This window comes from Neisseria subflava, from assembly GCF_003044935.1.
GTDB classification, from domain to species: Bacteria; Pseudomonadota; Gammaproteobacteria; order Burkholderiales; family Neisseriaceae; genus Neisseria; species Neisseria subflava_E.
Map to the genome: position 1 here is coordinate 1 of NZ_POXP01000005.1, position 22,350 is coordinate 22,350.

Annotated in this window: 17 protein-coding genes and 1 tRNA gene; 8 read left to right on the plus strand and 10 right to left on the minus strand. The window is 48.2% G+C overall.

The window, feature by feature from the left end; genetic code table 11:
- Positions 1-383: 383 nt before the first annotated feature.
- Positions 384-1,301 carry a homoserine kinase gene (thrB, locus tag DBY95_RS10375; RefSeq protein WP_049323758.1) on the plus strand — a complete coding sequence of 306 codons (918 nt, stop codon included), beginning with the start codon at positions 384-386 and terminating at the stop codon, positions 1,299-1,301.
- Between the two features lie 42 nt (positions 1,302-1,343).
- On the opposite strand, the gene DBY95_RS10380 is transcribed toward thrB, so the two are convergent.
- From DBY95_RS10380 to DBY95_RS10395, 4 genes are all read right to left on the minus strand, one after another.
- Positions 1,344-2,870 carry a DHA2 family efflux MFS transporter permease subunit gene (locus DBY95_RS10380; protein ID WP_107724241.1) on the minus strand — a complete coding sequence of 509 codons (1,527 nt, stop codon included), beginning with the start codon at positions 2,868-2,870 and terminating at the stop codon, positions 1,344-1,346.
- A 101-nt stretch (positions 2,871-2,971) separates the two neighbouring features.
- Positions 2,972-4,162 (minus strand): efflux RND transporter periplasmic adaptor subunit, encoded by a 1,191-nt coding sequence (locus DBY95_RS10385; protein WP_107724242.1) that lies wholly within the window; start codon positions 4,160-4,162, stop codon positions 2,972-2,974.
- 222 nt (positions 4,163-4,384) lie between these two features.
- On the minus strand, positions 4,385-5,791 hold the full coding sequence (locus tag DBY95_RS10390; RefSeq protein ID WP_107724243.1) for an efflux transporter outer membrane subunit: 1,407 nt from the start codon (positions 5,789-5,791) through the stop codon (positions 4,385-4,387).
- A gap of 49 nt (positions 5,792-5,840) precedes the next feature.
- Positions 5,841-6,335, minus strand: a complete 495-nt coding sequence (locus DBY95_RS10395; protein WP_004521040.1) for a MarR family transcriptional regulator — start codon at positions 6,333-6,335, stop codon at positions 5,841-5,843.
- Positions 6,336-6,631: 296 nt separating this feature from the next.
- Here DBY95_RS10395 and DBY95_RS10400 point away from each other — a divergent pair, with 296 nt between their 5' ends.
- The gene (locus DBY95_RS10400; RefSeq protein ID WP_107724244.1) at positions 6,632-7,513 is read left to right on the plus strand and encodes a prephenate dehydrogenase; all 882 of its coding nucleotides are present in this window, start codon (positions 6,632-6,634) and stop codon (positions 7,511-7,513) included.
- A gap of 107 nt (positions 7,514-7,620) precedes the next feature.
- Here DBY95_RS10400 and hisD read toward each other — a convergent pair whose 3' ends face one another.
- From hisD to DBY95_RS10420, 4 genes are all read right to left on the minus strand, one after another.
- Positions 7,621-8,913, minus strand: coding sequence for a histidinol dehydrogenase (gene hisD / locus DBY95_RS10405; protein ID WP_107724245.1), 1,293 nt, complete (start codon positions 8,911-8,913; stop codon positions 7,621-7,623).
- A 71-nt stretch (positions 8,914-8,984) separates the two neighbouring features.
- Positions 8,985-9,710 (minus strand): oxygen-insensitive NADPH nitroreductase, encoded by a 726-nt coding sequence (nfsA, locus tag DBY95_RS10410; RefSeq protein ID WP_107724246.1) that lies wholly within the window; start codon positions 9,708-9,710, stop codon positions 8,985-8,987.
- Between the two features lie 48 nt (positions 9,711-9,758).
- On the minus strand, positions 9,759-10,412 hold the full coding sequence (gene hisG, locus DBY95_RS10415) for an ATP phosphoribosyltransferase (RefSeq protein ID WP_063075647.1): 654 nt from the start codon (positions 10,410-10,412) through the stop codon (positions 9,759-9,761).
- A gap of 81 nt (positions 10,413-10,493) precedes the next feature.
- Entirely contained in the window at positions 10,494-11,156 is a 663-nt protein-coding gene (locus tag DBY95_RS10420; protein ID WP_107724247.1) for an SCO family protein, read from the minus strand.
- Between the two features lie 284 nt (positions 11,157-11,440).
- Between DBY95_RS10420 and DBY95_RS10425 the strand changes: the two genes are divergently transcribed.
- From DBY95_RS10425 to porB, 6 genes are all read left to right on the plus strand, one after another.
- A tRNA-Leu gene (locus DBY95_RS10425) sits at positions 11,441-11,525 on the plus strand.
- 389 nt (positions 11,526-11,914) lie between these two features.
- Positions 11,915-13,642 carry a biosynthetic-type acetolactate synthase large subunit gene (gene ilvB / locus DBY95_RS10430; RefSeq protein ID WP_004521033.1) on the plus strand — a complete coding sequence of 576 codons (1,728 nt, stop codon included), beginning with the start codon at positions 11,915-11,917 and terminating at the stop codon, positions 13,640-13,642.
- Between the two features lie 10 nt (positions 13,643-13,652).
- A complete protein-coding gene (gene ilvN / locus DBY95_RS10435; RefSeq protein WP_107724248.1) occupies positions 13,653-14,144 on the plus strand; it encodes an acetolactate synthase small subunit in 492 nt (163 codons plus the stop codon).
- Between the two features lie 66 nt (positions 14,145-14,210).
- Complete coding sequence (locus tag DBY95_RS10440; protein WP_107724249.1) at positions 14,211-14,504, plus strand: putative quinol monooxygenase; 294 nt, start codon at positions 14,211-14,213, stop codon at positions 14,502-14,504.
- A gap of 61 nt (positions 14,505-14,565) precedes the next feature.
- Positions 14,566-15,579 (plus strand): ketol-acid reductoisomerase, encoded by a 1,014-nt coding sequence (gene ilvC, locus DBY95_RS10445; protein WP_004521030.1) that lies wholly within the window; start codon positions 14,566-14,568, stop codon positions 15,577-15,579.
- Positions 15,580-15,966: 387 nt separating this feature from the next.
- Positions 15,967-17,094 carry a trimeric porin PorB gene (porB, locus tag DBY95_RS10450; RefSeq protein ID WP_107724250.1) on the plus strand — a complete coding sequence of 376 codons (1,128 nt, stop codon included), beginning with the start codon at positions 15,967-15,969 and terminating at the stop codon, positions 17,092-17,094.
- A 185-nt stretch (positions 17,095-17,279) separates the two neighbouring features.
- Here the strand turns inward: porB and pepN are convergent, their stop codons facing one another.
- On the minus strand, positions 17,280-19,901 hold the full coding sequence (gene pepN / locus DBY95_RS10455; RefSeq protein ID WP_107724251.1) for an aminopeptidase N: 2,622 nt from the start codon (positions 19,899-19,901) through the stop codon (positions 17,280-17,282).
- Between the two features lie 155 nt (positions 19,902-20,056).
- On the minus strand, positions 20,057-22,350 hold a 2,294-nt coding region (locus tag DBY95_RS10460; RefSeq protein ID WP_199903885.1), incomplete at its 5' end, for a YadA family autotransporter adhesin.

A 22,350-nucleotide genomic window follows, 5' to 3' on the forward strand; every position in this document is an offset into this window, starting at 1 on the left:
CGAATTATACAGTACATTTAGCAAATGTCAACTAAAATTATCGAAAATTCTAACTAACTGTGTTATACTGTCTGCTTCGTTTTCTTCACCGCGTCAGCAGCGAAGAACCGAACTATACGCCTACCAACAAAACCAGTCAACACCTTTCGCAAAATTATTTCTAGAAATTTAACCACCACCCTGTTTTAACAGGGTTTTTATTTCTAAAAAAATACAATCAAACTTCCTACACTCCCCATACATACAAAAAAATACAAAACAAAGGCCGTCTGAAATGCTCTTTCTGACGGCCTTTTGAATTTGACCTATACTTTAATTTATATTGTTGACGCTTGTTTTTTGGTATGATGTTTCCTTGAGTTTATTTCAGCTTCGAGTTTGCTATGTCTGTCTATACCAGTGTTTCCGACGCTCAAATGCGCGATTTCTTGCTGCAATATGATTTGGGAGATTTCGTCTCTTTGCAGGGGATTGCCCAAGGGATTACTAACAGTAATTATTTTCTGACTACCTCAACCGGTCGTTATGTGTTGACTGTTTTTGAGGTTTTAAAATCAGAGGAACTACCTTTCTTTTTAGAGCTAAACCAACACTTGAGCCAAAATGGCGTTGCCTGCGCCGCTCCGATTGCTCGTAAAGATGGTGGACTGCATTCTATTTTAGCCGGAAAACCTGCTTGCTTGGTAACTTGTTTGAATGGCTCCGATACCGGCTGGCCGACTGAGGCACAATGTTTCCACACTGGTGCGATGTTGGCCAAAATGCATTTAGCCGGCCAAGATTTTCCTTTAAAAATGAAAAATCCCCGTTATGATGGCTGGTGGCATGATGCCTGCACCCAGTTACTCCCGGTTTTAGATAGCGAAGATGCCAAACTGCTTCAAGCTGAAATTGCTGCTTTAGATGAAAATCTTGGAGAACATTTGCCTTCTGGTATTATCCATGCCGATTTATTTAAAGACAATGTACTGCTTAATGGAGATGAAGTTTCCGGCTTTATCGATTTTTATTATGCGTGCAATGGTAATTTCATGTACGACTTGGCCATTGCAGTTAACGACTGGGCGCGGACAGCCGATAATAAATTAGACCCTGCTCTTTATGATGCTTTTATCCATGGCTATGAAAGCGTGCGTCCTTTATCTGATGAAGAACGTGCATATTTCCCTACTGCACAAAGAGCCGGATGTATCCGTTTCTGGGTATCTCGCCTGCTCGATTTCCATTTCCCTCAATCAGGAGAAATGACGTTTATTAAAGATCCAAATGCATTTAGGGATCTGCTATTGAGTCTTAAATAATATATAGATAAAAGGCCGTCTGAAATTCAGACGGCCTTTTATTTAATGTCCTCCCCCACTAGAGCCGTTAAATGGCGGCCTTGCCAGCCAAATAATGGGGATCATGCTGATGAATATGATACTGCCTGCCAAGAAAATTTCATTTGAGCCAATAATAAAGCCTTGTTGGGAAATGGTGCTATTTATCGCCACCAAAGCCTGCTCCTTGCTTAAACCATTGGCCATCATGCCTTGAATAGATTGGTTGCTGATTGAGGACAATGAATTAATATGTTCGGTCAGCTGAGTATGATGCAAAGCTTCACGCCGTTCCCACATGGTGCTGACAACGGATACTCCGACACCGCCCATAAAGACACGCAAGAAGTTAGACAGGCTACTGGCCGAGGCAATTTGATTACCTTTCATATGCGACAAGGTGATACTGGTCAGAGGCAGGAAGAACATGGCTACGCCTAAACCCTGCCAAAACTGCGGCCAAACGACGTTGCTCATATCCATGCCGGCATAGAAATCGGTTCGCCAATGGAATGTGTAGGCAAACACCAAAAAGCTGGCACTGACAAACAGGCGCATATCGACGCGATTACCAAACTTACCGATAATCGGCGACAGAATAATCGGCAAAAAACCCACCGGCGCAGCAGCCAAACCGGCCCAAGTAGCGGTATAGCCGAGATTTGATTGCAACACTAAAGGCAACAGGGTCAATGTACCCATATAAACCATGAAGCCCAACGATGTCGCAACAACGCCTATTGTGAAGTTTCTATTTTTAAACAATGACAAATCGACAATCGGGTATTTCTCGCCCAGCTCCCAAACAATAAAATATGTCAGGAACACCAAAGCGGTAACACCTAAAACGATAATCTCTCCCGAGGCAAACCAGTCCAACTCCTTGCCCCTATCAAGCATCATTTGCAATGCGCCGATACCGACAATCATCAACACCAGCCCGACATAATCGATTGGCGCCCTAATAATTTCGGTTTCCCTGTGTCTAAGCTGTTTCCAAGCAATGGAGGCGGATAAAATCCCGATTGGGATATTGATAAAGAAAATCCATCCCCAATGCCAGTTGTCCGAAATCCAACCGCCCAAAATAGGTCCCAATACAGGGGCAACGACGACAGTCATCGCCCATAAGGCCAGTGCCAATGTTCGTTTTTCAGGCGGATAGGAGGCCATCAACAGGCTTTGGGACAAAGGAATCAATGGCCCGGCAATGAAACCTTGCAATACACGGAAAAAAACCAAGGCTTGAAGATTATGTGCCATACCGCACAGCCATGACGTTACGACAAACCCGATCACGGCGGCGATAAAGATTTTAACCTCACCAAACCGCTTGGCCAAAAAACCTGTCAAGGGAACGGAAATGGCATTGGCTACGGCAAATGAGGTAATCACCCAAGTTCCCTGCGTGGTAGCCGCGCCTAAATCCCCTGCGATAACAGGCACGGCGACGTTGGCGATGGTGCTGTCCAAGACTTCCATAAATACGGCCAAGCTGAGCGCCAAAGTTGCCAACACCAGCTTAAACCCTTGTAACGGCGGATAATTCATATTTTTAAACTATAAGACAACCGCCAAAGCGGTCGATTGAAGAGAATCAATATTTCAGACGGCCTGAGCCTTCAATAAAAGACTCAGGCCGTCTGAAAAGATTATTTTGCGTATTGCTCGAAGATTTTATCGACTAAAGCATCGGCGGCTTTCCAATCCACACTTTCCGTTTCCGGCAAGGCAGTATTTCGTTCCGCTTCGGCAGTCATGGCTTTACCGCTGCCCTTCTCGGCAATATCGACTTTAACAGTCATCGACAAACCGACACGGAGCGGATTTTGTTGCAATTCTTTAGCATCCAAGCTGATACGCACCGGCACACGTTGAACGACTTTAATCCAGTTGCCCGTTGCATTTTGCGCCGGCAGTAATGAGAACGCACTGCCCGTACCTGCCGACAAGCCCATTACCTTGCCATGGTAAACCACTTTGCTGCCGTACAAATCGGCTGTCATTTCAACAGGCTGGCCGATCTTCATTTTGCGCAGTTGCGACTCTTTAAAGTTGGCATCCACCCACAATTCAGATAGAGGCACAACAGCCATCATCGGCGTACCTTGCACGATACGTTGGCCGACTTGGACATTTCGTTTGGCAATTTGGCCGCTGATCGGAGAACGGATTTGCGTACGTTGCAGATTCAGCCAAGCGTCTTTAATGTGGCTGATGGCCGTCTGAACTGCCGGTTGTTGGCGCAGAGGAATATTACTGCCCAACGCTGCCTGAGCAGAAACTTCTTCCGCCTCAACTGCTTTCAATGCAGCCTGAGCCTGAACCACAGCGGCACGGGCATGGCTGAGTTCTTCTCCGGAAACCGCTTCCGTACCCGCCAAAGATTCGCGGCGGCGCAAATCGGCTTGCGCACGGGCCAAATCGGCTTTGCGCAACAACACTTGCGCTTTGGCTTTTGAATTGACCGCAGTTTGCTGTTTGTTTTGACGGATGGCCTGAATCAATTCATTTTGCGCACGATCGTATGCCAGCTGAAAATCGCTGTCGTCCAAAGCCACCAAAACATCGCCTTTTTTCACGACATCCGTATCGTCATACATGACTTTGCGCACCGTGCCGTTTACCTGCGGCGTAATCATCACCAAATGACCGGCCACATAAGCATCTTCTGTTTCTTCTTCATGCTGCCAAAACAGGAAATACGCCAAAGCAACTACAGCTGCCGTAATAAGGAATAGGAGTGTAACGATAACCAAATTGCGTTTGCGATGCGTTTTAGCGCCGGAAGCGGCTACTTCCGTTTCATTTTGGACATTATTTTTTTCTGATTGAGTATCCATAAGTCCCAACTTTAATTTTGCACATGTGATAACGATATTATTGTCTTACTGGGCGCTGACTTATACCATCAGCCCCAATACGCGCGTTTAACGCGCTAAAGAGTCATATTCTATAGTTACACTCTATTCATTACAATAATTTCTTCCGGTAGCAAATGTAAATAAGGTAAGCAAAAGGCCGTCTGAAATTACTTTCAGACGGCCTACGTTTTGATAAAACGTTTATTTCTTATTTAATTTAAAGCCTCCGCCCAACTGGGCATTGAGGTTACTCCAAGCTGTCAGATATTCTGCATGGTATTGAACTGCCGACATTTTCGTACGCACAGCTTCATCTTGTTTTTGCAAGGCGCTCAAGCCGTTATCCAAACCTGCACGAACACGTCCTTTTGCATTTTGTGCAGATTTATCGGCAATATTGACCATCTTGTTCCAAGTATCTTGTCGGCTTTTCAGGCTTTGATAGTCGACTACAGCATCTGCCGCCGAACGCATGGCGTTCAAAACAGTTTGGTCATACACGGCAACCTGCTCGTTATACTGGGCACGTTTGCCCGCCAATTTGGATTGCAGCGCGCCGGAAGTAAACAATGGCAGATTCAAAGCCGGAACGATGCCCAACATACCGGAAGTCCGTCCGCGAATCAGATTGAACGCATCAATGTGCGTCATACCTGCCAAAACTTTCAACTCGATATTCGGGTAAAACTCTGCCTCGGTCGATTTGACGATATGCCATTTCTCTTCAAGCAAGGCTTTTTGTGCCGCGATATCGGGACGAACTGCCAGCAAGTCCGCTTCAATACGGCTAACCGGCAATGACGGTACAGCCGCCATTTTTTCCGGAACCTGTCCATTTAATGCACCCGGCACTCGGCCGGTCAATACAGCCAGACTGTTGCGGATTTTCTCATTTTTCTGAGTCCATGCCGATTTTTCAAGCTGTAATTGCTGTTGCGCCATTTCCAGAGCGTGCAAGGCATCGGCAGGAGCCAGCTGCGCTTTAACGCGTTGTTGCATCAGTTTCAATGCCTTATCCGCTAACTCTATGCGCGTATCTAGCAGCGCCAGTTGTTCTGCCGCCATCTGCCACGCAAAATATTGGGCGGCAACGGCGTGAGCCAACTCGGTGCGGATATGATGCGATTCATACACCGCTGCCTGGCTTTTTCCTAAAACAGCTTGAATCTGCTCTCGGTTTTTACCCCAAAAGTCGAAAACCAAACTGCCTTGTAAGGCTGCGTTCGCCAAAACCAATGTATGGTCGGTATCAACCATACCGGCTTGAGGTTTGGGTGAAACATAAGCACCCAGACCTGTAACGCCCAAGCCGACTTGCGGTTTGTTGGCGGCTCCTACAACGCCCAGCTGCGCCTGAGCCTGCTCAAACCTTGCCTTGACGACACGCAGATTGGTAGACGTCTGAATGGCGGAAGCAATCAAATTGTTTAATTTTTTATCTTTCAGCTTCATCCACCAGCCGTCTTGGGCAGTAGCGGCAGATTGGCCTTGCGGCAGCGGATAGGCTGTTGTCTCATCTAAAGGCGACTGTTTGCCGAACGGCGCACATGCCGCCAACAGCGAAACAGCGGCAACGCATACGCTTGATTTGACCAAACCTAATTTCATACAGACTCCGTTTATGTGTGCCTGCCGCAGACCATCAGGCCGTCTGTTGTCAATTGCCCAAACGGTTCAACAGTTTACCCAACAGGTGTTGCAGCGTATCATAATCCTCTTTCGTGAAATCTTCCCACGCCTGGCCGCTCTGACGGGCAATTTGTGGCCATACTTCGTGGATGAAGGTCTCACCTGAAGGGGTCAATTTTAGCACAATCTGACGACGGTCTTTCTGATTGATATAACGCTCTACCCAGCCGCGCTCAACCATGTCGTCCGACAGGCGTGTTGCACTGGTACGCGTCAAGTCCATCAGGTCACTCAAGCGCGAAGGCAGGATTTCGCTGTTTGGGCTGACGTAAACCGCCATCAGGGAAAACCACAGGTTTTCATTGATGCCGAACGCTTTCAGGTTTTCGTTCAAATGGCTGCTCAAACGTTCGGTTACGATGCGCAACATACGGGATACTTGGTTTTGCTGCTCCGGAAACTGCGGCAGACGGGTAGAAAGCAAACGCATTGCGTTGACTAATTCGGTTTGTGAAAAACTCATAAATTCCTTCTTTCTGAGTGAATTATTTTATTCGATATCAATCAAAATAAAATATGATGTAATAATTTACTTTAAGATACCAATTACTTACTTTAAGACGTTATACTAATTCAGATGATTATTTTAGTGTATGAAAATCTGATAATCGGTTACATGCTCCTACTAAACGGAGTTTTCTATGCCTAAATCATGAAAATTCGCCCCTAAAAAAGGCCGTCTGAAACCTTGACGACAACTTTCAGACGGCCTCCATAACGGATTAAAATAAGTTTTTCCACTTGTACCGGATTCAAACCATGAACACTTCCGCCTTTTTCCCCCATATCACCCTTATCGGCGTCGGTTTAATCGGCGGTTCGTTCATGCTCGACCTCAAACGCTTGGGACTGGTGCAAACCGTTACCGGCATCGACACCAATGCCGACAACCTCAATTACGCACTCGAATGCGGCATCATCGACCATGCCTATCCGAATATTTGCGCCAAAAGCATCGGCAACGCCGATTTGGTTTTGATTGCCACTCCAGTCTCCGTCCTGCCTGACGTATGCCTCGACATCAAGCCCTTCTTAAAAGACACTGCCTGCGTTTCCGATGTCGGCAGCACCAAACAATCGGCACTTAATGCCTTCCGCACTCACTTATCCGACCGCCTGCCGCAATGTTTTGCCGCCCACCCGATTGCCGGCTCGGATCAAAGCGGGGCAAAATCCGCGCGTTGCGGTTTGTTTCAAAACAGCCGCCTGATTATTACGCTACACGGCCAAGAGGCTTCAGATGGCCTGAGACGGCTGAAAAGCCTGTGGCAGGCGGTTGGTTCGCAAATTTCGACCATGAGTGCCGAAGAACACGACAATATTTTTGCCGCTGTTTCCCACTTGCCGCACTTGACCGCCTTTGCCTATGTCCACGCTTTGGTTGACCATCCGCACGGCAAAGACTACCTCCCCTATGCCGCCACCGGCTTTCGCGACTTTACCCGCATTGCCTCCAGCCACCCTGCCGTCTGGACAGACATCTGCCTGGCCAACCGCCCTGCCCTGCTCAAACTGACCAGCGATTTGAAGGAACAATTATCCAAATTGGAACAACTCCTTTCAGAAGGCAACAAAACCGAGCTTTACCGCTATTTTGAAGAAGCCGCACAAATGCGTAATGACTGGCTGAAAAACCGTTAAACCTGTTTTCAGACGGCCTGATGCCTTATCGGCCAAACCTTCATCACAATAAAAAGGGCATCTGTTTAGATGCCCTTTTTGGATTTCTTACGACTTCAACGTTTCACTCAGTCTTTCAAACGGAACTCAGCCGCTCTGGCGTGCGCGGTCAAGCTTTCGCCATGCGCCAACACGCTGGCGGTTTTGCCCAATTTCTGCGCACCTTGTTCTGAAACCTGAATCAGACTGGAGCGTTTTTGGAAATCATATGTTCCCAAAGGAGAAGAGAAACGCGCCGTGCGGCTGGTCGGCAAAACGTGGTTGGGGCCTGCGCAATAGTCGCCAAGGCTTTCACTGGTATAGCATCCCATAAAAATCGCACCGGCGTGGCGGATTTTTTTCGCCCACTCTTGCGGATTTTCGACCGACAATTCCAAGTGTTCGGGGGCAATATAGTTGGCGATTTCGCAGGCTTCGTCTAAGTCTTTAGCCAAAATCATTGCGCCGCGGTTGCCCAATGAAGCTTCAATAATCGCACGGCGCGGCATGGTTTCAATCAGGCGGTTCATGGCCGTCTGAACTTCGTCCAAATACGCTTGAGAAGTACCGATCAAAATCGCTTGTGCAATTTCATCGTGTTCTGCCTGACTGAACAAATCCATAGCCACCCAATCGGCAGGCGTCGTACCATCCGCAATCACCAAAATTTCAGATGGCCCTGCCACCATATCGATACCGACCACACCGAACACGCGTCGTTTGGCTGCAGCGACAAAGGCATTGCCCGGGCCGGTAATCTTATCGACTTGAGGCACAGATTCCGTACCATAGGCCAAAGCTGCAACCGCCTGCGCGCCTCCGACCGTAAACACTTTGGTCACACCGGCCACAAAAGCAGCCGCCAACACAATATCGTTGCGCTCGCCTTTCGGTGTGGGAACGACCATGATGATTTCTTTCACGCCGGCAACGTGGGCAGGCATGGCGTTCATGATGACGGAACTCGGATAAGCGGCTTTACCGCCCGGAACATAAATACCGACGCGGTCAAGCGGCGTAATCTGTTGGCCCAAAAGCGTGCCGTCTTCGTCTTCGTAAGTCCATGACTCCATTTTTTGGTGTTTATGGTAGCTTTCTACCCGTCTCGCGGCCGTTTTCAAGGCCGTCTGAATATTTTCAGGCAAACGCTCAAACGCAGACTGCAAATCGTCTTGCGTCAGGATTAAATCGTCGATGGTTTGTGCGGATGTGCCGTCAAAGCGGTTGGTGTATTCAATCAGCGCCGCATCGCCGCGTTTTTGAACATCGGCGCAGATGTCGGCAACAATACGGTCGATTTCAGGGTTTTGCGCGGTTTCAAAAGCAAGTAACGCTTTGAGTTCGGCTTGAAAATCAGGGGATTGAGTGTCGAGTTTCTTCATGGTTTGCTCTCTTCCTTGTTTCGTTCCTATTGTTTTCAGACGGCCTCAGCCACACATAGGCCGTCTGAACATTATTTTTTCAAAAAACCTTTTTTCTGCAAAAACGCCAACATATGCGGCCGAACAGGATTACCCAAGGTTTTGGCCAGCGATTCCTTCCAAGGTATCGGACTGCCCTTGCGCAACTCATAATAATCCGCCACTGCCTGATTATAGGCTTCAACCGCCTCGGCATTCAGGCTCGGACAGGCGTTTTCGGCATACACCATTTGCTTAGGTAGGCGCGGTTTGAGCGGCGGGTCTTGGTCGGGATAACCGAGGCACAACCCCACCAAAGGCACGCAATAATCCGGTAGGTTCAATACGTCCGATACTTTTTGCACATTATTGCGCAGCGCGCCGATATACACGCCGCCCAGCCCAAGCGATTCGGCGGCAAGCAATACGTTTTGCGCCATAATACCTGCATCGACCGCGCCAATCAGGGTTACCTCCGCCCAATCGATTTGCGCATCGGGAAACATTGCCTTGTGTTTGGAAAAATCGATGCAAAACAATAAAAACTCCGCACAATGGACAATATAAGGTGCGCTTCCTGCCGCTTCATGTATCCCCTGCCTCAGCGCAAGATCGGATACGCGGATGATGGAAACGCATTGCAGGTTGTTGGAAGTCGAAGCCTGCTGTCCGGCGCAAACCAGCGTATCGAGGATTTCATCGGCAATCGGTTCGGAAGTAAACCTACGGATGGAACGATGGGAAAGAATCGTATCGAGTGTCGGTTTGCTTTGCATCATAACGGGGCTTTCAAACTGGGTTGGCAGACAGTTTTTGCCAAAAACTTTTCAGACGGCCTTAGCGGCATTTTCAAATGCCTGAATAATCGGATTCAACAACGCATATTTGGTTTTCAAAGCAGCTTTGTTGACCACCAAGCGGCTCGAAATATCAGCCACATGTTCCACAGCTTCCAAACCATTGGCCTTTAACGTATTGCCGCTGGAAACCAAATCGACAATCGCGTCGCTCAGACCGACCAAAGGCGCAAGCTCCATCGAGCCGTACAGTTTGATGATGTCCACATGCACACCCTTGTCGGCAAAGTGTTCGGCGGCAATGTCGGGATATTTGGTGGCAATCCGCAAGCGGCTGCCGGGTTTGGACGCAGCGGCGTAATCAAAACCTTTTTTAACCGCAACCATCATGCGGCATGAGGCGATGTGCAAATCCAAAGGTTGATACAGGCCATCTCCGCCATGCTCAATCAGCACATCCTTACCGGCAATGCCAAAATCCGCCGCACCATATTGCACATAAGTCGGCACATCGGTCGCGCGCACAATCACCAAACGGATGTTGTCATGATTGGTACCAATAATCAGCTTGCGCGATTTTTCCGGCTCTTCCACAGGCACAATACCGGCGGCGGCCAACAGCGGCAGGGTTTCCTCAAAAATCCGTCCTTTGGATAAAGCAATCGTTAAAAGTGTGTCGGTCATTTTTTCTTTTCCTTTGCCGTATCAAAAGCAAGAAGGCCGTCTGAAATCCACAACCCATTTCAGACGGCCTTAACTACGGTTTTACAATAAAGTTTTCACATCAGCCGCAATCGTTTCAGGCTCGCTGCCGTAAGGCGAGAAAATCGCCACTTCACCGTTTTTATCAATCAAATATGCACCTGAAGAGTGATCGACCAAATAGTTTTCGCTGTCTTCTTTTTGGTTTACTTTAGCCGATACCACGCGGTATTGCTGCTTGATGACTGGCAAGCTTTGCTCGCCGGTAGCCGTCAGGCCGATAAAATCAGGGTTGAACTGTTTGGCGTATTTGCCGATTACTTCAGGCGTATCGCGCTCAGGGTCGATGCTGACAAATACTACTTTCACGTCTTTAGCCTGATCGCCCAATTGTTTCAACGTGTCGCTATAAGTCAGCAACTCGGTTGGGCATACGTCAGGACAGTGGGTATAACCGAAAGACAGGATAACCACTTTGCCTTTCAAATCGCTCAGACTGAAAGGTTTGCCGTCGCCATCGGTCAATGTAAAGTCGCCGCCAATGTCTTCTTTGCGCATATCGGTACCACGCGCTTGCGCTTTGGGTGCAGATTCACCGGAAGCAGCAGGCGCAGCAGAAGCGGCAGGTGTCGAAGAAGCCTCCTTGGCCTCCTCTTTAGGCTGACAAGCAACCAGAGCAGCCAATGCAAAAGCACTGAGTAAGAAAGTTCGTGTGACGGAAAGCATAAATTTTCTCCAAAACCGTTTCAAATAAGTGAGGCCAAACAACCGCCCGGCCGATATAAAAACAAAACATCTTCATATTAACGCGTTTAACACATTAAATGTAGCCCTTTTTGCAGATAAATACTGCTTTTTTTGTTTTAAAAATCTGCCTCCCATTTAGATAACCATCAAACACAAAAAGTTTAATTCATTAAAAATCAAACAAATATAAAAATAATCCGATTTTTTTTCAATTACTGCTTTACAAGATTCGAGAACTCGCTATAATGACGACTTCTTCGCTAGCCCAGGTGGCGAAATTGGTAGACGCAGGGGACTCAAAATCCCCCGCCGCAAGGTGTGTCGGTTCGAGTCCGACCCTGGGCACCAAATTTAAAAAACCTCTTGATTCAGTTAAGAGGTTTTTTGCTATTTTTCATTTGCAAAAACCTTCTCCTTACTCAAACTGTCAACAATCCATCCACATCAAGATCAATAAAACAGTTTTTTTATTTCTTTAAAATCAACCTTCAATCTATTTTCCCGTTTCAAATGTTAAAAGATGAAAGATTTTATCTTGATTGAACAGTCGGTTTGCGTTATCTTTTCTACTCTTTTTCACAAACTCTGTGTTCCTTTCCAATTGTTTGGACAGTCTGACTGTCGCCGTATTCCCTCAATGCGCGTACCCTAAATCGCTGCTTGATGGAATTGCATTACAGGTGCTGTGGTGAGGCGGATTGTTCCTATTGGTTAGAAACCGCATAAAAGAGGTCAATATGCAATTATCAGGCGCACAAATCGTCGTGCAAAGTCTCAAAGCCGAAGGTGTTGAATACGTATTCGGCTATCCCGGTGGTGCGGTTATCGAAATCTACGATGCCATTTTCCAACTCAACAAATTCAAGCACATTCTGACCCGCCATGAGCAGGCAGCCGTACATGCGGCAGATGCCTATGCCCGCGTCAGCGGCAAAGTCGGCGTGGCCTTGGTAACTTCCGGCCCGGGCGTAACCAACGCATTGACCGGCATTGCTACCGCGTACAGCGATTCCATCCCCCTGGTCATCATCAGCGGCCAAGTGGGCAATTCCCTCATCGGTACAGATGCGTTCCAAGAAGTGGATACGGTCGGCATTACCCGCCCTTGTGTCAAACACAACTTCCTGGTTACCAATATTGGCGAGCTGGCTGATACGATTAAAAAAGCCTTCCAAATTGCCGCCAGCGGCCGTCCGGGCCCCGTTGTCGTCGATATTCCTAAAGATGTTACTCAAGCGATGGCCAAATTCAGCTATCCACAAGAAGACATCTTTATCCGCTCCTACCAACCGGTTGTACAAGGTCACATCGGCCAAATTAAAAAAGCCGTACAAATGCTGGCTTCTGCCAAACGCCCCATCGTTTACTTCGGCGGCGGCGTGGTATTGGGCAATGCCTCCGAGGAAATGACCCAATTTATCCGCATGACCGGCGTACCCTGTACCGGCACATTAATGGGTTTGGGTGCTTACCCTTCCAGCGACCGCCAATTCTTGGGCATGTTGGGCATGCACGGTACCTACGAGGCCAATTTGGCGATGCAAAATGCAGACGTCGTTTTGGCAATCGGCGCGCGCTTTGACGACCGCGTTGTTTCCGTACCGTCAAAATTCTTGGACAAACCCAAAAAAATCATCCATATCGACATCGACCCGTCCAGCATTGCCAAACGCGTTAAAGTGGACATTCCGATTGTCGGCGATGTCAAAAACGTATTGACCGAAATAATTCATCTGTGGGGCAAACAAGAAACTGCGCCTTCAGCCGACTCATTGGACAAATGGTGGAAAACCATCGAAGAATGGCGTTCGCACAACTGCCTGTGGTTTGAAAACGACAGCGAAATCATTAAACCGCAATACGTTGTTCAAAAACTGGCAGAAATTACCAAAAACTCAGCCATTATTACTTCCGACGTTGGCCAACACCAAATGTTTGCCGCTCAATATTATCCATTCGAGCGTCCCCGCCAATGGCTCAATTCCGGCGGTCTGGGTACGATGGGTGTAGGCCTGCCTTACGCCCTCGGTGCCAAACTGGCGGCTCCGGAACAAGACGTCTTCTGTATCACAGGCGAGGGCTCTATTCAAATGAATATCCAAGAGCTGTCCACCTGCTTCCAATATAATGTCCCCATCAATGTCGTTACATTAAACAATGGCTATTTGGGTATGGTTCGCCAATGGCAGGAGCTGTATTATGGCAACCGCGAATCGGAAACCTATTTCGATTCATTGCCCGACTTTGTCAAACTGGCCGAATCCTACGGCCATATCGGCATCCGTGTGGACAAGAAATCCGACGTCGAAGGCGCCTTGTTGGAAGCATTAAACCAAAAAGACCGTTTGGTATTCCTCGACTTTTTGACAGACAAGAAACAAAACGTACTGCCTATGGTCGGCAACGGCAAAGGTTTGGATGAAATGGTTCTTCCGCCGCATATGCGCGATATTGCAAAAGCGTAAGGAGAAAGAAATGCGACATATCTTATCTATTCTGATGGAAAACGAATCAGGTGCGATGAGCCGTGTGGTAGGTTTGTTCTCCGCACGCGATTACAACATCGACTCCCTGGCCGTAGCCCCAACCGAAGACAAAACCTTGTCCCGTATGACCATTGTTACCCACGGCGATGAGAACGTCATCGAGCAAATCACCAAACAACTCAACAAACTGATTGAAGTTGTCAAAGTGGTCGATTTGAACGAAAGCCGTTTTGTCGAACGCGAGCTGATGTTGGTTAAAGTCCGCGCCGTCGGCAAAGACCGTGATGAATTCCTGCGATTGACCGAAATCTACCGTGGCAGCGTCATTGACGTAACAGACCGCAGCTACACCATCGAAATCACAGGTTCCACCGAAAAACTCGACTCTTTCCTCGAGACAGTCGGTCGCGCTCAAATTTTGGAAACCGTACGCACAGGTGCAGCCGGTATCGGCCGCGGCGAGCGTATTTTGAAAATTTAACGCTGTATCGTTCAGACGGCCTTTTGCTTTCTACAAAGGCCGTCTGAAAACCAGTAGGAGACAACCATGTCAAGCATCCAAATCGTTGCATTAGTTACCGTCAAACCCGAATACACCGAGGCTCTGGCTGCCCAGTTTAAAGAATTGGTCAAAGCCAGCCGTGCAGAAGAAGGCAACATCAGCTACGACCTGCACCAAGAAATCAGCAAACCCAACCGTTTCGTATTCGTAGAAAGCTGGAAATCCCAAGCAGCTATTGACGAACACAATGCCAGCGAACATTTCCAAAACTTCGTCAAATCCATCGAAGGAAAAACCGAAGCATTGGAAATTGTCTTGATGAACCAAGTCCCTGCCTAAGCCCCTATTACTTTTAACTCAACCCGGATTGTCCGGAACCCTCTTACACTAAGGAAATAAAATGCAAGTTTATTACGATAAAGACGCTGACCTTTCTCTGATCAAAGGCAAAACTGTTGCCATCATCGGTTACGGTTCACAAGGTCACGCACACGCAGCAAACCTGAAAGATTCCGGCGTAAATGTCGTCATCGGTCTGCGCCAAGGCGGCTCTTGGAAAAAAGCCGAAGCAGCCGGCCACGACGTGCGCACTGTTGCTGAAGCAACCAAAGCAGCCGACGTTGTAATGATTCTGTTGCCTGACGAAAACCAACCTATCGTATACAAAAACGAAATCGAGCCTAACTTGAAAGAAGGCGCAGTATTGGCGTTCGCCCACGGCTTCAACGTACACTACAACCAAATCGTACCCCGCGCCGACCTCGACGTTATCATGGTTGCCCCTAAAGGCCCAGGCCACACCGTACGCAGCGAATTCCTGAAAGGCGGCGGCGTACCTTCCCTGATCGCCGTTTACCAAGATAAAAGCGGCAAAGCACGTGACATCGCCCTGTCTTACGCCGCAGCCAACGGCGGTACCAAAGGCGGCGTGATTGAAACCAACTTCCGCGAAGAAACCGAAACCGACCTCTTCGGCGAACAAGCCGTATTGTGCGGCGGCGTGGTTGAATTGATCAAAACCGGCTTCGAAACCCTGACTGAAGCAGGCTACGCCCCAGAAATGGCCTACTTCGAATGCCTGCACGAAATGAAGCTCATTGTTGACCTGATTTACGAAGGCGGCATCGCCAACATGAACTACTCCATTTCCAACAATGCAGAGTACGGCGAATACGTAACCGGCGTCGAAGTCATCAACGACAAATCCCGCGAAGCCATGCGCAATGCCCTCAAACGCATCCAAACCGGCGAATACGCTAAAATGTTCATCCAAGAAGGTGCCGTCAACTATGCCAGCATGACAGCCCGTCGCCGTCTGACTGCTGATCACCAAATTGAAAAAGTCGGCGCTCAACTGCGTTCTATGATGCCTTGGATTGCCAAAAACAAACTGGTTGACCAAGACAAAAACTAATCTGTCTTTCGATCAAATAAAACCTGCCCGAGCAATCAGGCAGGTTTTTTATATATTTGCAAACCCAGTACACGATAAATCCCATTACCAAGGCCGTCTGAAAACACGATAAACAATATTCACAACCTAATTTTATACCCCATATTTTATAGCCATCCCGAAATTCCCTTTTAGAAAAACACATTACCAAAATAAAAGACCGCCTTATGCTTCCACCCTGTCTGTAAAAAACAACGTTTCCCTGCAAAAATCACTCAAAACAAGAGGAAAATTTGTTTTCCTAGGCCATAACCTTTATATTATGGTCATGGAATCGTTGAAAGAGAACGATATCGTAATAAGAAGAACGAATGCTCGCTTCTTCACACTTAAAAAAGGAAAACAGCAATGAAAAAATCTCTGATTGCCTTGACTCTAGCGGCTCTGCCTGTTGCAGCTATGGCTGACGTAACTCTGTACGGTCAAATTAAAGCCGGTGTTGAAGTATCCAAAGTAAAATTGGGTGAACAAACTGCTGCTAAACTGGGTCACGAGAAAAGCTCTAAAACTGCTACTGAAATCGCTGACTTCGGCTCACGTATCGGCTTTAAAGGCCACGAACACTTGGGTAACAACCTGAATGCCATCTGGCAAGTTGAACAAAACACTTCTATCGCCGGTGGCGACAAAGAGTGGGCTTCTCGCGAATCTTTCATCGGTTTGGAAGGTGGCTTCGGTAAAGTTCGTGCTGGTAAACTGGACTCTACTGTTAAAAATACTAGTGACAATGTTGACCAATGGGAAAGCAGCAACGGCGCTTTGAATATGTCTGTATTTACTCGTGTTGACGAACGTGCAGTTTCTGTACGTTACGACAGCCCTGTATTCTCAGGTTTCAGCGCAAGCGTACAATATACTCCTCGTGACAATGCTAACCCTTCTGACAAATACACTCACAACGACGCTACCCGTGACACTTACTACGCTGGCCTGAACTACGAAAACTCTGGCTTCTTCGGTCAATACGCCGGTGGTTTCCGTAAAAACGCCGTTTCTGAAAAAGACGGTCACGTACACCGCTTGGTAGGTGGTTACGATGCTAACAACCTGTTCGTATCTGTAGCTGGTCAATACGCTAAAAACTGGGAAACTTTGGGTGACTACGCTGAAGCCCAATCTAACGGTGTTGTAACTTCTGCTATGCGTGCTGCTGGTACTAACGCTTCTAACGTAGTATTCGGTACTGCTGCTGGCTTGGACAGCCGTCCTGCTGAAACTATCGAAGTTGCTGCTACTGCCGCTTACCGCGCTGGTAACGTAACTCCTCGCGTTTCTTACGCTCACGGCTTCAAAGCTAAAGTTGACGGCGAAAAACTGAAAGGCACTCAATACGACCAAGTTATCGTTGGTGCTGACTACGACTTCTCTAAACGCACTACTGCTCTGGTTTCTGCCGGCTGGTTGCGTGGTGCTGAATCTGGCCCTCACAAAGTTGAAACCATCTCTGGTTTGGTTGGCCTGCGTCACAAATTCTAATCTTCGGATTAGTATGAAAAAGAGCCTGTTTTATGCAGGCTCTTTTTTTATTCTATTCCCTACCCTCAACGAAAATTGATTTAAGCGTTGATATATAAAAAGGCCGTCTGAAACCAATTGGTTTCAGACGGCCTTTAGTCTATCTATCCCTATTGTCAAATTACAATAAGGTCAACAAACAAGATTTATTTTTCATTCAAAATCTTACCGACAATCTCGCCCACATCTTTGGACAAACCTTCTTGTGCATTGATGCGTTGCAATTCTTTGGTCATGACGGCTTTGCGGTTGGCTTCCAATTTGTTGCAGATGTTGAAAGCCTGCACCAGTCGGGCGGCAACTTGCGGGTTAAAGCGGTCGATTTCCATCACTTTATCGGCTATAAAGCGGTAGCCGCTACCATCTTCTGCATGGAAATGCGGAATATTGCGGCTGAAACTGATCAACAAAGAACGGGCTTTATTCGGGTTTTCAATACTGAACTTAGGATGACTCAAGGCCGTCTGAACTTGCGGTAAAGTATCTTTACGTCGACTTGAAGCAATCAGGGCAAAGTATTTGTCCATTACCAAAGCATCATCGGCGAATTTATCGGCAAATTGCGTCAACAAGCGATCGCGGATTTCGCTTTCATTGCTGTTGATTGCGGATAAGATGCCCCATTCGTGGGTCATGTTTTGCGCCATTGCTTCGTAATTCTCCGCAACGTGTTCGATATGCGCTGAGTCAGCACGTAGGACAAATGCCCTGCAAGCATTGCGCAAGGTACGCCAGCCGGCCAATTCCGGGCTGTATTCATAACGAACAGTGGCATCGGCTTGGTTTTCTTGCTCGGTAGCTTGACGGTTCAGCTCGCGCCATTGAGACAGGAACTTGACGGCAACGGCATTGAGTAAGGCTTCACGTGCCTGATGAACCTGAATCGGATCAATATTTTCTTCTTCCGCCCATACATCGGTTTCAGACGGCATTTGCAGCAAAATAGCGCGGAATGCCGGATCAAAGTCACCAGAAACCACCAAAGCCAAAGCATCCATCAATGCTTTGTGTTCAGGCAAAGGACGGCCTTCCGCCAATGCCTGACGGTTGGCGTTAATGGCGCGATGATATAAGGTTTGAGCAGCCTCCCAACGGGCAAACTCATTTTCATCTGCCGCCAGCAAAGTAGCCAATTCTTGCTCGCTGTACGGATAGTTCAGGGTAACAGGTGCAGAGAAATCTCGTAGCAGAGACGGGATAACCGGCTCATTGACGCCGCCCAACACAAAAGTCTGCTCGGCTTCGGTCAATACCAAAACCGCCTCTTTCACACGTTTGCCTTGATATTCAAACTCAACCGCTTCGCCTTTTTCGTTCAGCAAACCGGTTTTGACCGGAATCATCATCGGCTGCTTGTCCGCCATATCGGGCGTTGCCGGAATGGTTTGTTTGATGGTCAATTCAAACGCTCCATCTTTCAGACGGCCTTGAGCATCTAAAACCGGCGTACCGGCTTGGCTATACCACAAAGCGAACTGATCAAGATTGATGCCGTTTGCGTCTGCCATTGCGGCACGGAAATCATCGCAGGTTACTGCCTGACCGTCGTGGCGTTGGAAATACAACTTCATGCCTTTTTGGAAGCCTTCTTCTCCGAGCAAGGTGTGATACATGCGCACTACTTCCGCACCTTTTTCATAGACGGTCATGGTGTAGAAGTTGTTCATCTCTTCATAGCTGGCCGGGCGGACAGGATGCGCAGTCGGGCCCGCATCTTCAGGGAATTGGAACAAGCGCAGCATACGGACATTGTCGATACGGCGCACCACGCGGCTGGCCCGGTCGCCGGAAAACTCTTGATCGCGGAATACAGTCAAACCTTCTTTCAGCGACAATTGGAACCAATCGCGGCAGGTCACGCGGTTGCCTGTCCAGTTGTGGAAATATTCGTGTCCGACAACAGATTCGATGCCTTCAAAGTCGGTATCGGTCGCGGTACGGCTATTAGCCAGCACAAACTTGGTGTTGAAAATATTCAAACCTTTGTTTTCCATCGCGCCCATATTGAAATCACCTACGGCAACGACCATGAAAATATCCAAGTCGTATTCCAAGCCAAAGCGTGTTTCGTCCCATTTCATCGCATTTTTCAACGATTCAACTGCAAAACCGACTTTAGGTTTGTCTGTCTCAGTAGTGTAGAACTCGATTTTGACCTTACGGCCGCTCATGGTCGTAAAATAATCTTCCGTTACCGCCAAATCACCTGCCACCAGAGCAAAGAGATAGCTCGGTTTGGCAAACGGGTCTTCCCATTTCACCCAATGATGGCCGTCTGAAAACTCGCCGCCATCGATTTTATTGCCGTTAGACAGCAACACCGGATAGCGTTTTTTGTCTGCAACGATAGTGGTGGTAAATTTAGACATGACATCCGGACGGTCGATGTAGAACGTAATTTTGCGGAAACCTTCCGGTTCGCATTGAGTGAACAGGTTGCCGCCGGAAGCATACAGACCCATCAGAGATTTGTTCTCAGCCGGCAAAATTTCGGTTTCTACTTCCAGCGTGAAGTTTTCAGACGGCACGCCTGTAATCGTCAATTTTTCGTCTTCCAACACATAATCTACGGCCTGACCGTTTACTTTCACAGACAGCAGTTTTGCCGAACCATCCAATACCAATGGCTCTCCTGTTCTTTCAGGTTGAACGGTCAGACTGGATTTGACGATGGTTTGCGGTTCTAAAATATCGAAGTGCAGGTCGGTTTTCAGAATACGGTACGCTGGCGCGGAGTAGTCTTTCAAATAATGGATGGTTTTGCTCATTTGTTCTCTTTCAGAGTCATGCGGTAAATAGATGAAGCATATCGTTTCAGATAGCCTAAATTCAAGTGTTTTCAGAAAAAAAGGCCGTCTGAAACCTAAAATTTCAGACGGCCTCCCTATTCAGGCAGCAAATCTAGTTGCCTGTCATTGCCAACTTACCACTGATACAGCGCACCGGCACCGACACCGACATGACCGTCGGTATTGGCCGAGAAGTTGCCTTTGACAATCCAGTTGCCGCCGTCGCTCATCGCAGACACGCCGATGGCCATGGCAGACTGACCACCGTAGTAGCCGCTGCCAACACCGATACCGGTCGCACCCGGACGGGTTACTTGCGGAATCGAGCCTTGGGCAATCGCACCGGCCACACCCGCGTAGGCTTTCTTACCTACTTGGTTGATGTTGTTCTGCAACTCGGTACCCAAACCAATCAACTGATTCACGTTTGCCGCGTCTGTACCGTCTTTACCCGGAGCCACATTGGTAATGCGTTGGCCACCGTTGTTCAGACCGACAGGAGACAGTTTGACTTGGTTGTTCGGATTGTTTTCAGTCGGTGCAGCGATGGTTACGCCATCGTTGTTGACCACGGTATTGCCTGCGGTCAGACCGTCTTTGTTCAACGCAACTTTATCGCCAACTTTCACGCCGTCATTATTCATCACAGTATCGCCTGCTTTGAAGGTATCGGCATTCACTGTCTTCACGCTAATCTCGTCAGCCAACTTCAGTTGAGCGCCACCGGCTACGGTTTCGCTGATGATGTTGCTGTCGCCTTTAACGTTGATGGTGTCGCTCAACGCGTAGTTGTTGCTGCCGGTGGTACCGCCGAAGTTAATGCCTTTGGCGATAGTCGCAGCGTTGTTGGCTACGTTTTGGTTGGTTGCGTACAACTGGCTGCCGTTGACGGCATCTTTGCTGTTTGCATTGAGATCACCATCCGCTACGTTGGTTACTTTATTGCCCGCATTATCCAAGCCGTCTTTAGTCAGGTTTACCTTACCTGCTTTCAAGCCGTCTTTGTTCAATGCAACATCGTCGCCTACTTTCACACCGTCGTTGTTAACGGTGGTGTCGCCGGCTTTGACGCTGTCAACATCCAAGTCTTTATCGGTTGCCACCTCGTAAACAGTCTGACCTTTGTCGCCTGTTTTTTCAGTCACAACGATGTTCTTACCTTGAACGACTTCAGTCTTAGATGCCGCCGCAGCTTGTTTCAGTTGGGAAACATTGACTGCATCGGTGTCATCCGTACCGGCCGCAACGTTGGTAATCTTATTACCGCCATTGTTCAAGCCAGCTTTGGTCAGGTTCACATCGCCTGCTTTCAAGCCGTCTTTGTTCAATGCAACATCATCGCCAACTTTCACACCGTCATTATTCATCACGGTATCGCCTGCGGTAACGCTGTCGACTTTCAGGTTTTTATCGGTAGCCACTTTGTAAATGGTTTGGCCATTGGCGCCGACATCCTGAGTAACAACAATGTTATCGCCTTGAACGACTTCAGTCTTAGCCGCAGCCGCAGCTTTGTTCAACTGAGCAACATTCACCGCATCAGTATCATCGGTACCGGCTGCAACATTGGTAATCTTATTGCCGCCATTGTTCAAGCCGGCTTTAGTCAGATTGACATCGCCAACTTTCACGCCGTCAGTATTGACTGTGGTATCGCCGGCTTTCACGCTGTCAACTGCCAAGTCTTTAGCCAATTTGACTTCCAACTTATCAGAGCCATTCGCTACAACGCCGATATTGCCGTCTGAAAGTTTGGCTGCATCGGTTTGACCGCCAACAATATTCAGCTTCGTACCCGGTTTGCGTTCAACGTCTTTGCCACTGTCGCCGCCGAAAGTCAAAGGCAGATTGGCAGTTGCATTAACGGCTTTGATTGCATCGTGGATGTTGTTCTCACCAGTACCGCCAATATCGGTCATGCTGATGTTGCCGCCATTATTGGCCGCATTGCCACCCAATACATTTACCAACTGATCTTGGGCCGCATTCAGCTGCTCTTCAGTTGCTGCACGTTTACCTTGGGCAAAATCATTACCACCCAAAGTAGTGTTGCTCAAACCGCTGACTTCACCTTTATCGCCATCGATTTTCACCGGAGCCGCTTGACCGACACTCAATACATCGGCCAGTTTCAGCTGTGCACCACCGGCTACGGTTTCGCTGATGATGTTGCTGTCGCCTTTGACATTGATGGTGTCGCCCAATGCGTAGTTGTTGCTGCCGGTGGTACCGCCGAAGTTGATGCCTTTGGCGATGTTGGCGGCGTTGTTGGCGACGTTTTGGTTGGTCTCTTTCAGCTGGCCGTAGTTAACGGCGTCGGTATCGTCGGTACCGGCAGCTACGTTGGTCACTTTGTTGCCGGCGTTGTTCAAACCGTCTTTGGTCAGTTTGACGTCACCTGCTTTAACGCCGTCTTGGGTCAATGCGA

What these genes read in the sequence shown, in the direction of transcription:
- ilvC (WP_004521030.1), top strand. Translation starts at nt 14,566, where the DNA reads ATGCAAGTTTATTACGATAAAGACGCTGACCTTTCTCTGATCAAAGGC.
- DBY95_RS10385 (WP_107724242.1), bottom strand. Translation starts at nt 4,162, where the DNA reads ATGGATACTCAATCAGAAAAAAATAATGTCCAAAATGAAACGGAAGTA.
- DBY95_RS10440 (WP_107724249.1), top strand. Translation starts at nt 14,211, where the DNA reads ATGTCAAGCATCCAAATCGTTGCATTAGTTACCGTCAAACCCGAATAC.
- hisG (WP_063075647.1), bottom strand. Translation starts at nt 10,412, where the DNA reads ATGACCGACACACTTTTAACGATTGCTTTATCCAAAGGACGGATTTTT.
- thrB (WP_049323758.1), top strand. Translation starts at nt 384, where the DNA reads ATGTCTGTCTATACCAGTGTTTCCGACGCTCAAATGCGCGATTTCTTG.
- DBY95_RS10390 (WP_107724243.1), bottom strand. Translation starts at nt 5,791, where the DNA reads ATGAAATTAGGTTTGGTCAAATCAAGCGTATGCGTTGCCGCTGTTTCG.
- DBY95_RS10395 (WP_004521040.1), bottom strand. Translation starts at nt 6,335, where the DNA reads ATGAGTTTTTCACAAACCGAATTAGTCAACGCAATGCGTTTGCTTTCT.
- DBY95_RS10400 (WP_107724244.1), top strand. Translation starts at nt 6,632, where the DNA reads ATGAACACTTCCGCCTTTTTCCCCCATATCACCCTTATCGGCGTCGGT.
- nfsA (WP_107724246.1), bottom strand. Translation starts at nt 9,710, where the DNA reads ATGATGCAAAGCAAACCGACACTCGATACGATTCTTTCCCATCGTTCC.
- DBY95_RS10420 (WP_107724247.1), bottom strand. Translation starts at nt 11,156, where the DNA reads ATGCTTTCCGTCACACGAACTTTCTTACTCAGTGCTTTTGCATTGGCT.
- porB (WP_107724250.1), top strand. Translation starts at nt 15,967, where the DNA reads ATGAAAAAATCTCTGATTGCCTTGACTCTAGCGGCTCTGCCTGTTGCA.
- ilvB (WP_004521033.1), top strand. Translation starts at nt 11,915, where the DNA reads ATGCAATTATCAGGCGCACAAATCGTCGTGCAAAGTCTCAAAGCCGAA.
- ilvN (WP_107724248.1), top strand. Translation starts at nt 13,653, where the DNA reads ATGCGACATATCTTATCTATTCTGATGGAAAACGAATCAGGTGCGATG.
- pepN (WP_107724251.1), bottom strand. Translation starts at nt 19,901, where the DNA reads ATGAGCAAAACCATCCATTATTTGAAAGACTACTCCGCGCCAGCGTAC.
- DBY95_RS10380 (WP_107724241.1), bottom strand. Translation starts at nt 2,870, where the DNA reads ATGAATTATCCGCCGTTACAAGGGTTTAAGCTGGTGTTGGCAACTTTG.
- hisD (WP_107724245.1), bottom strand. Translation starts at nt 8,913, where the DNA reads ATGAAGAAACTCGACACTCAATCCCCTGATTTTCAAGCCGAACTCAAA.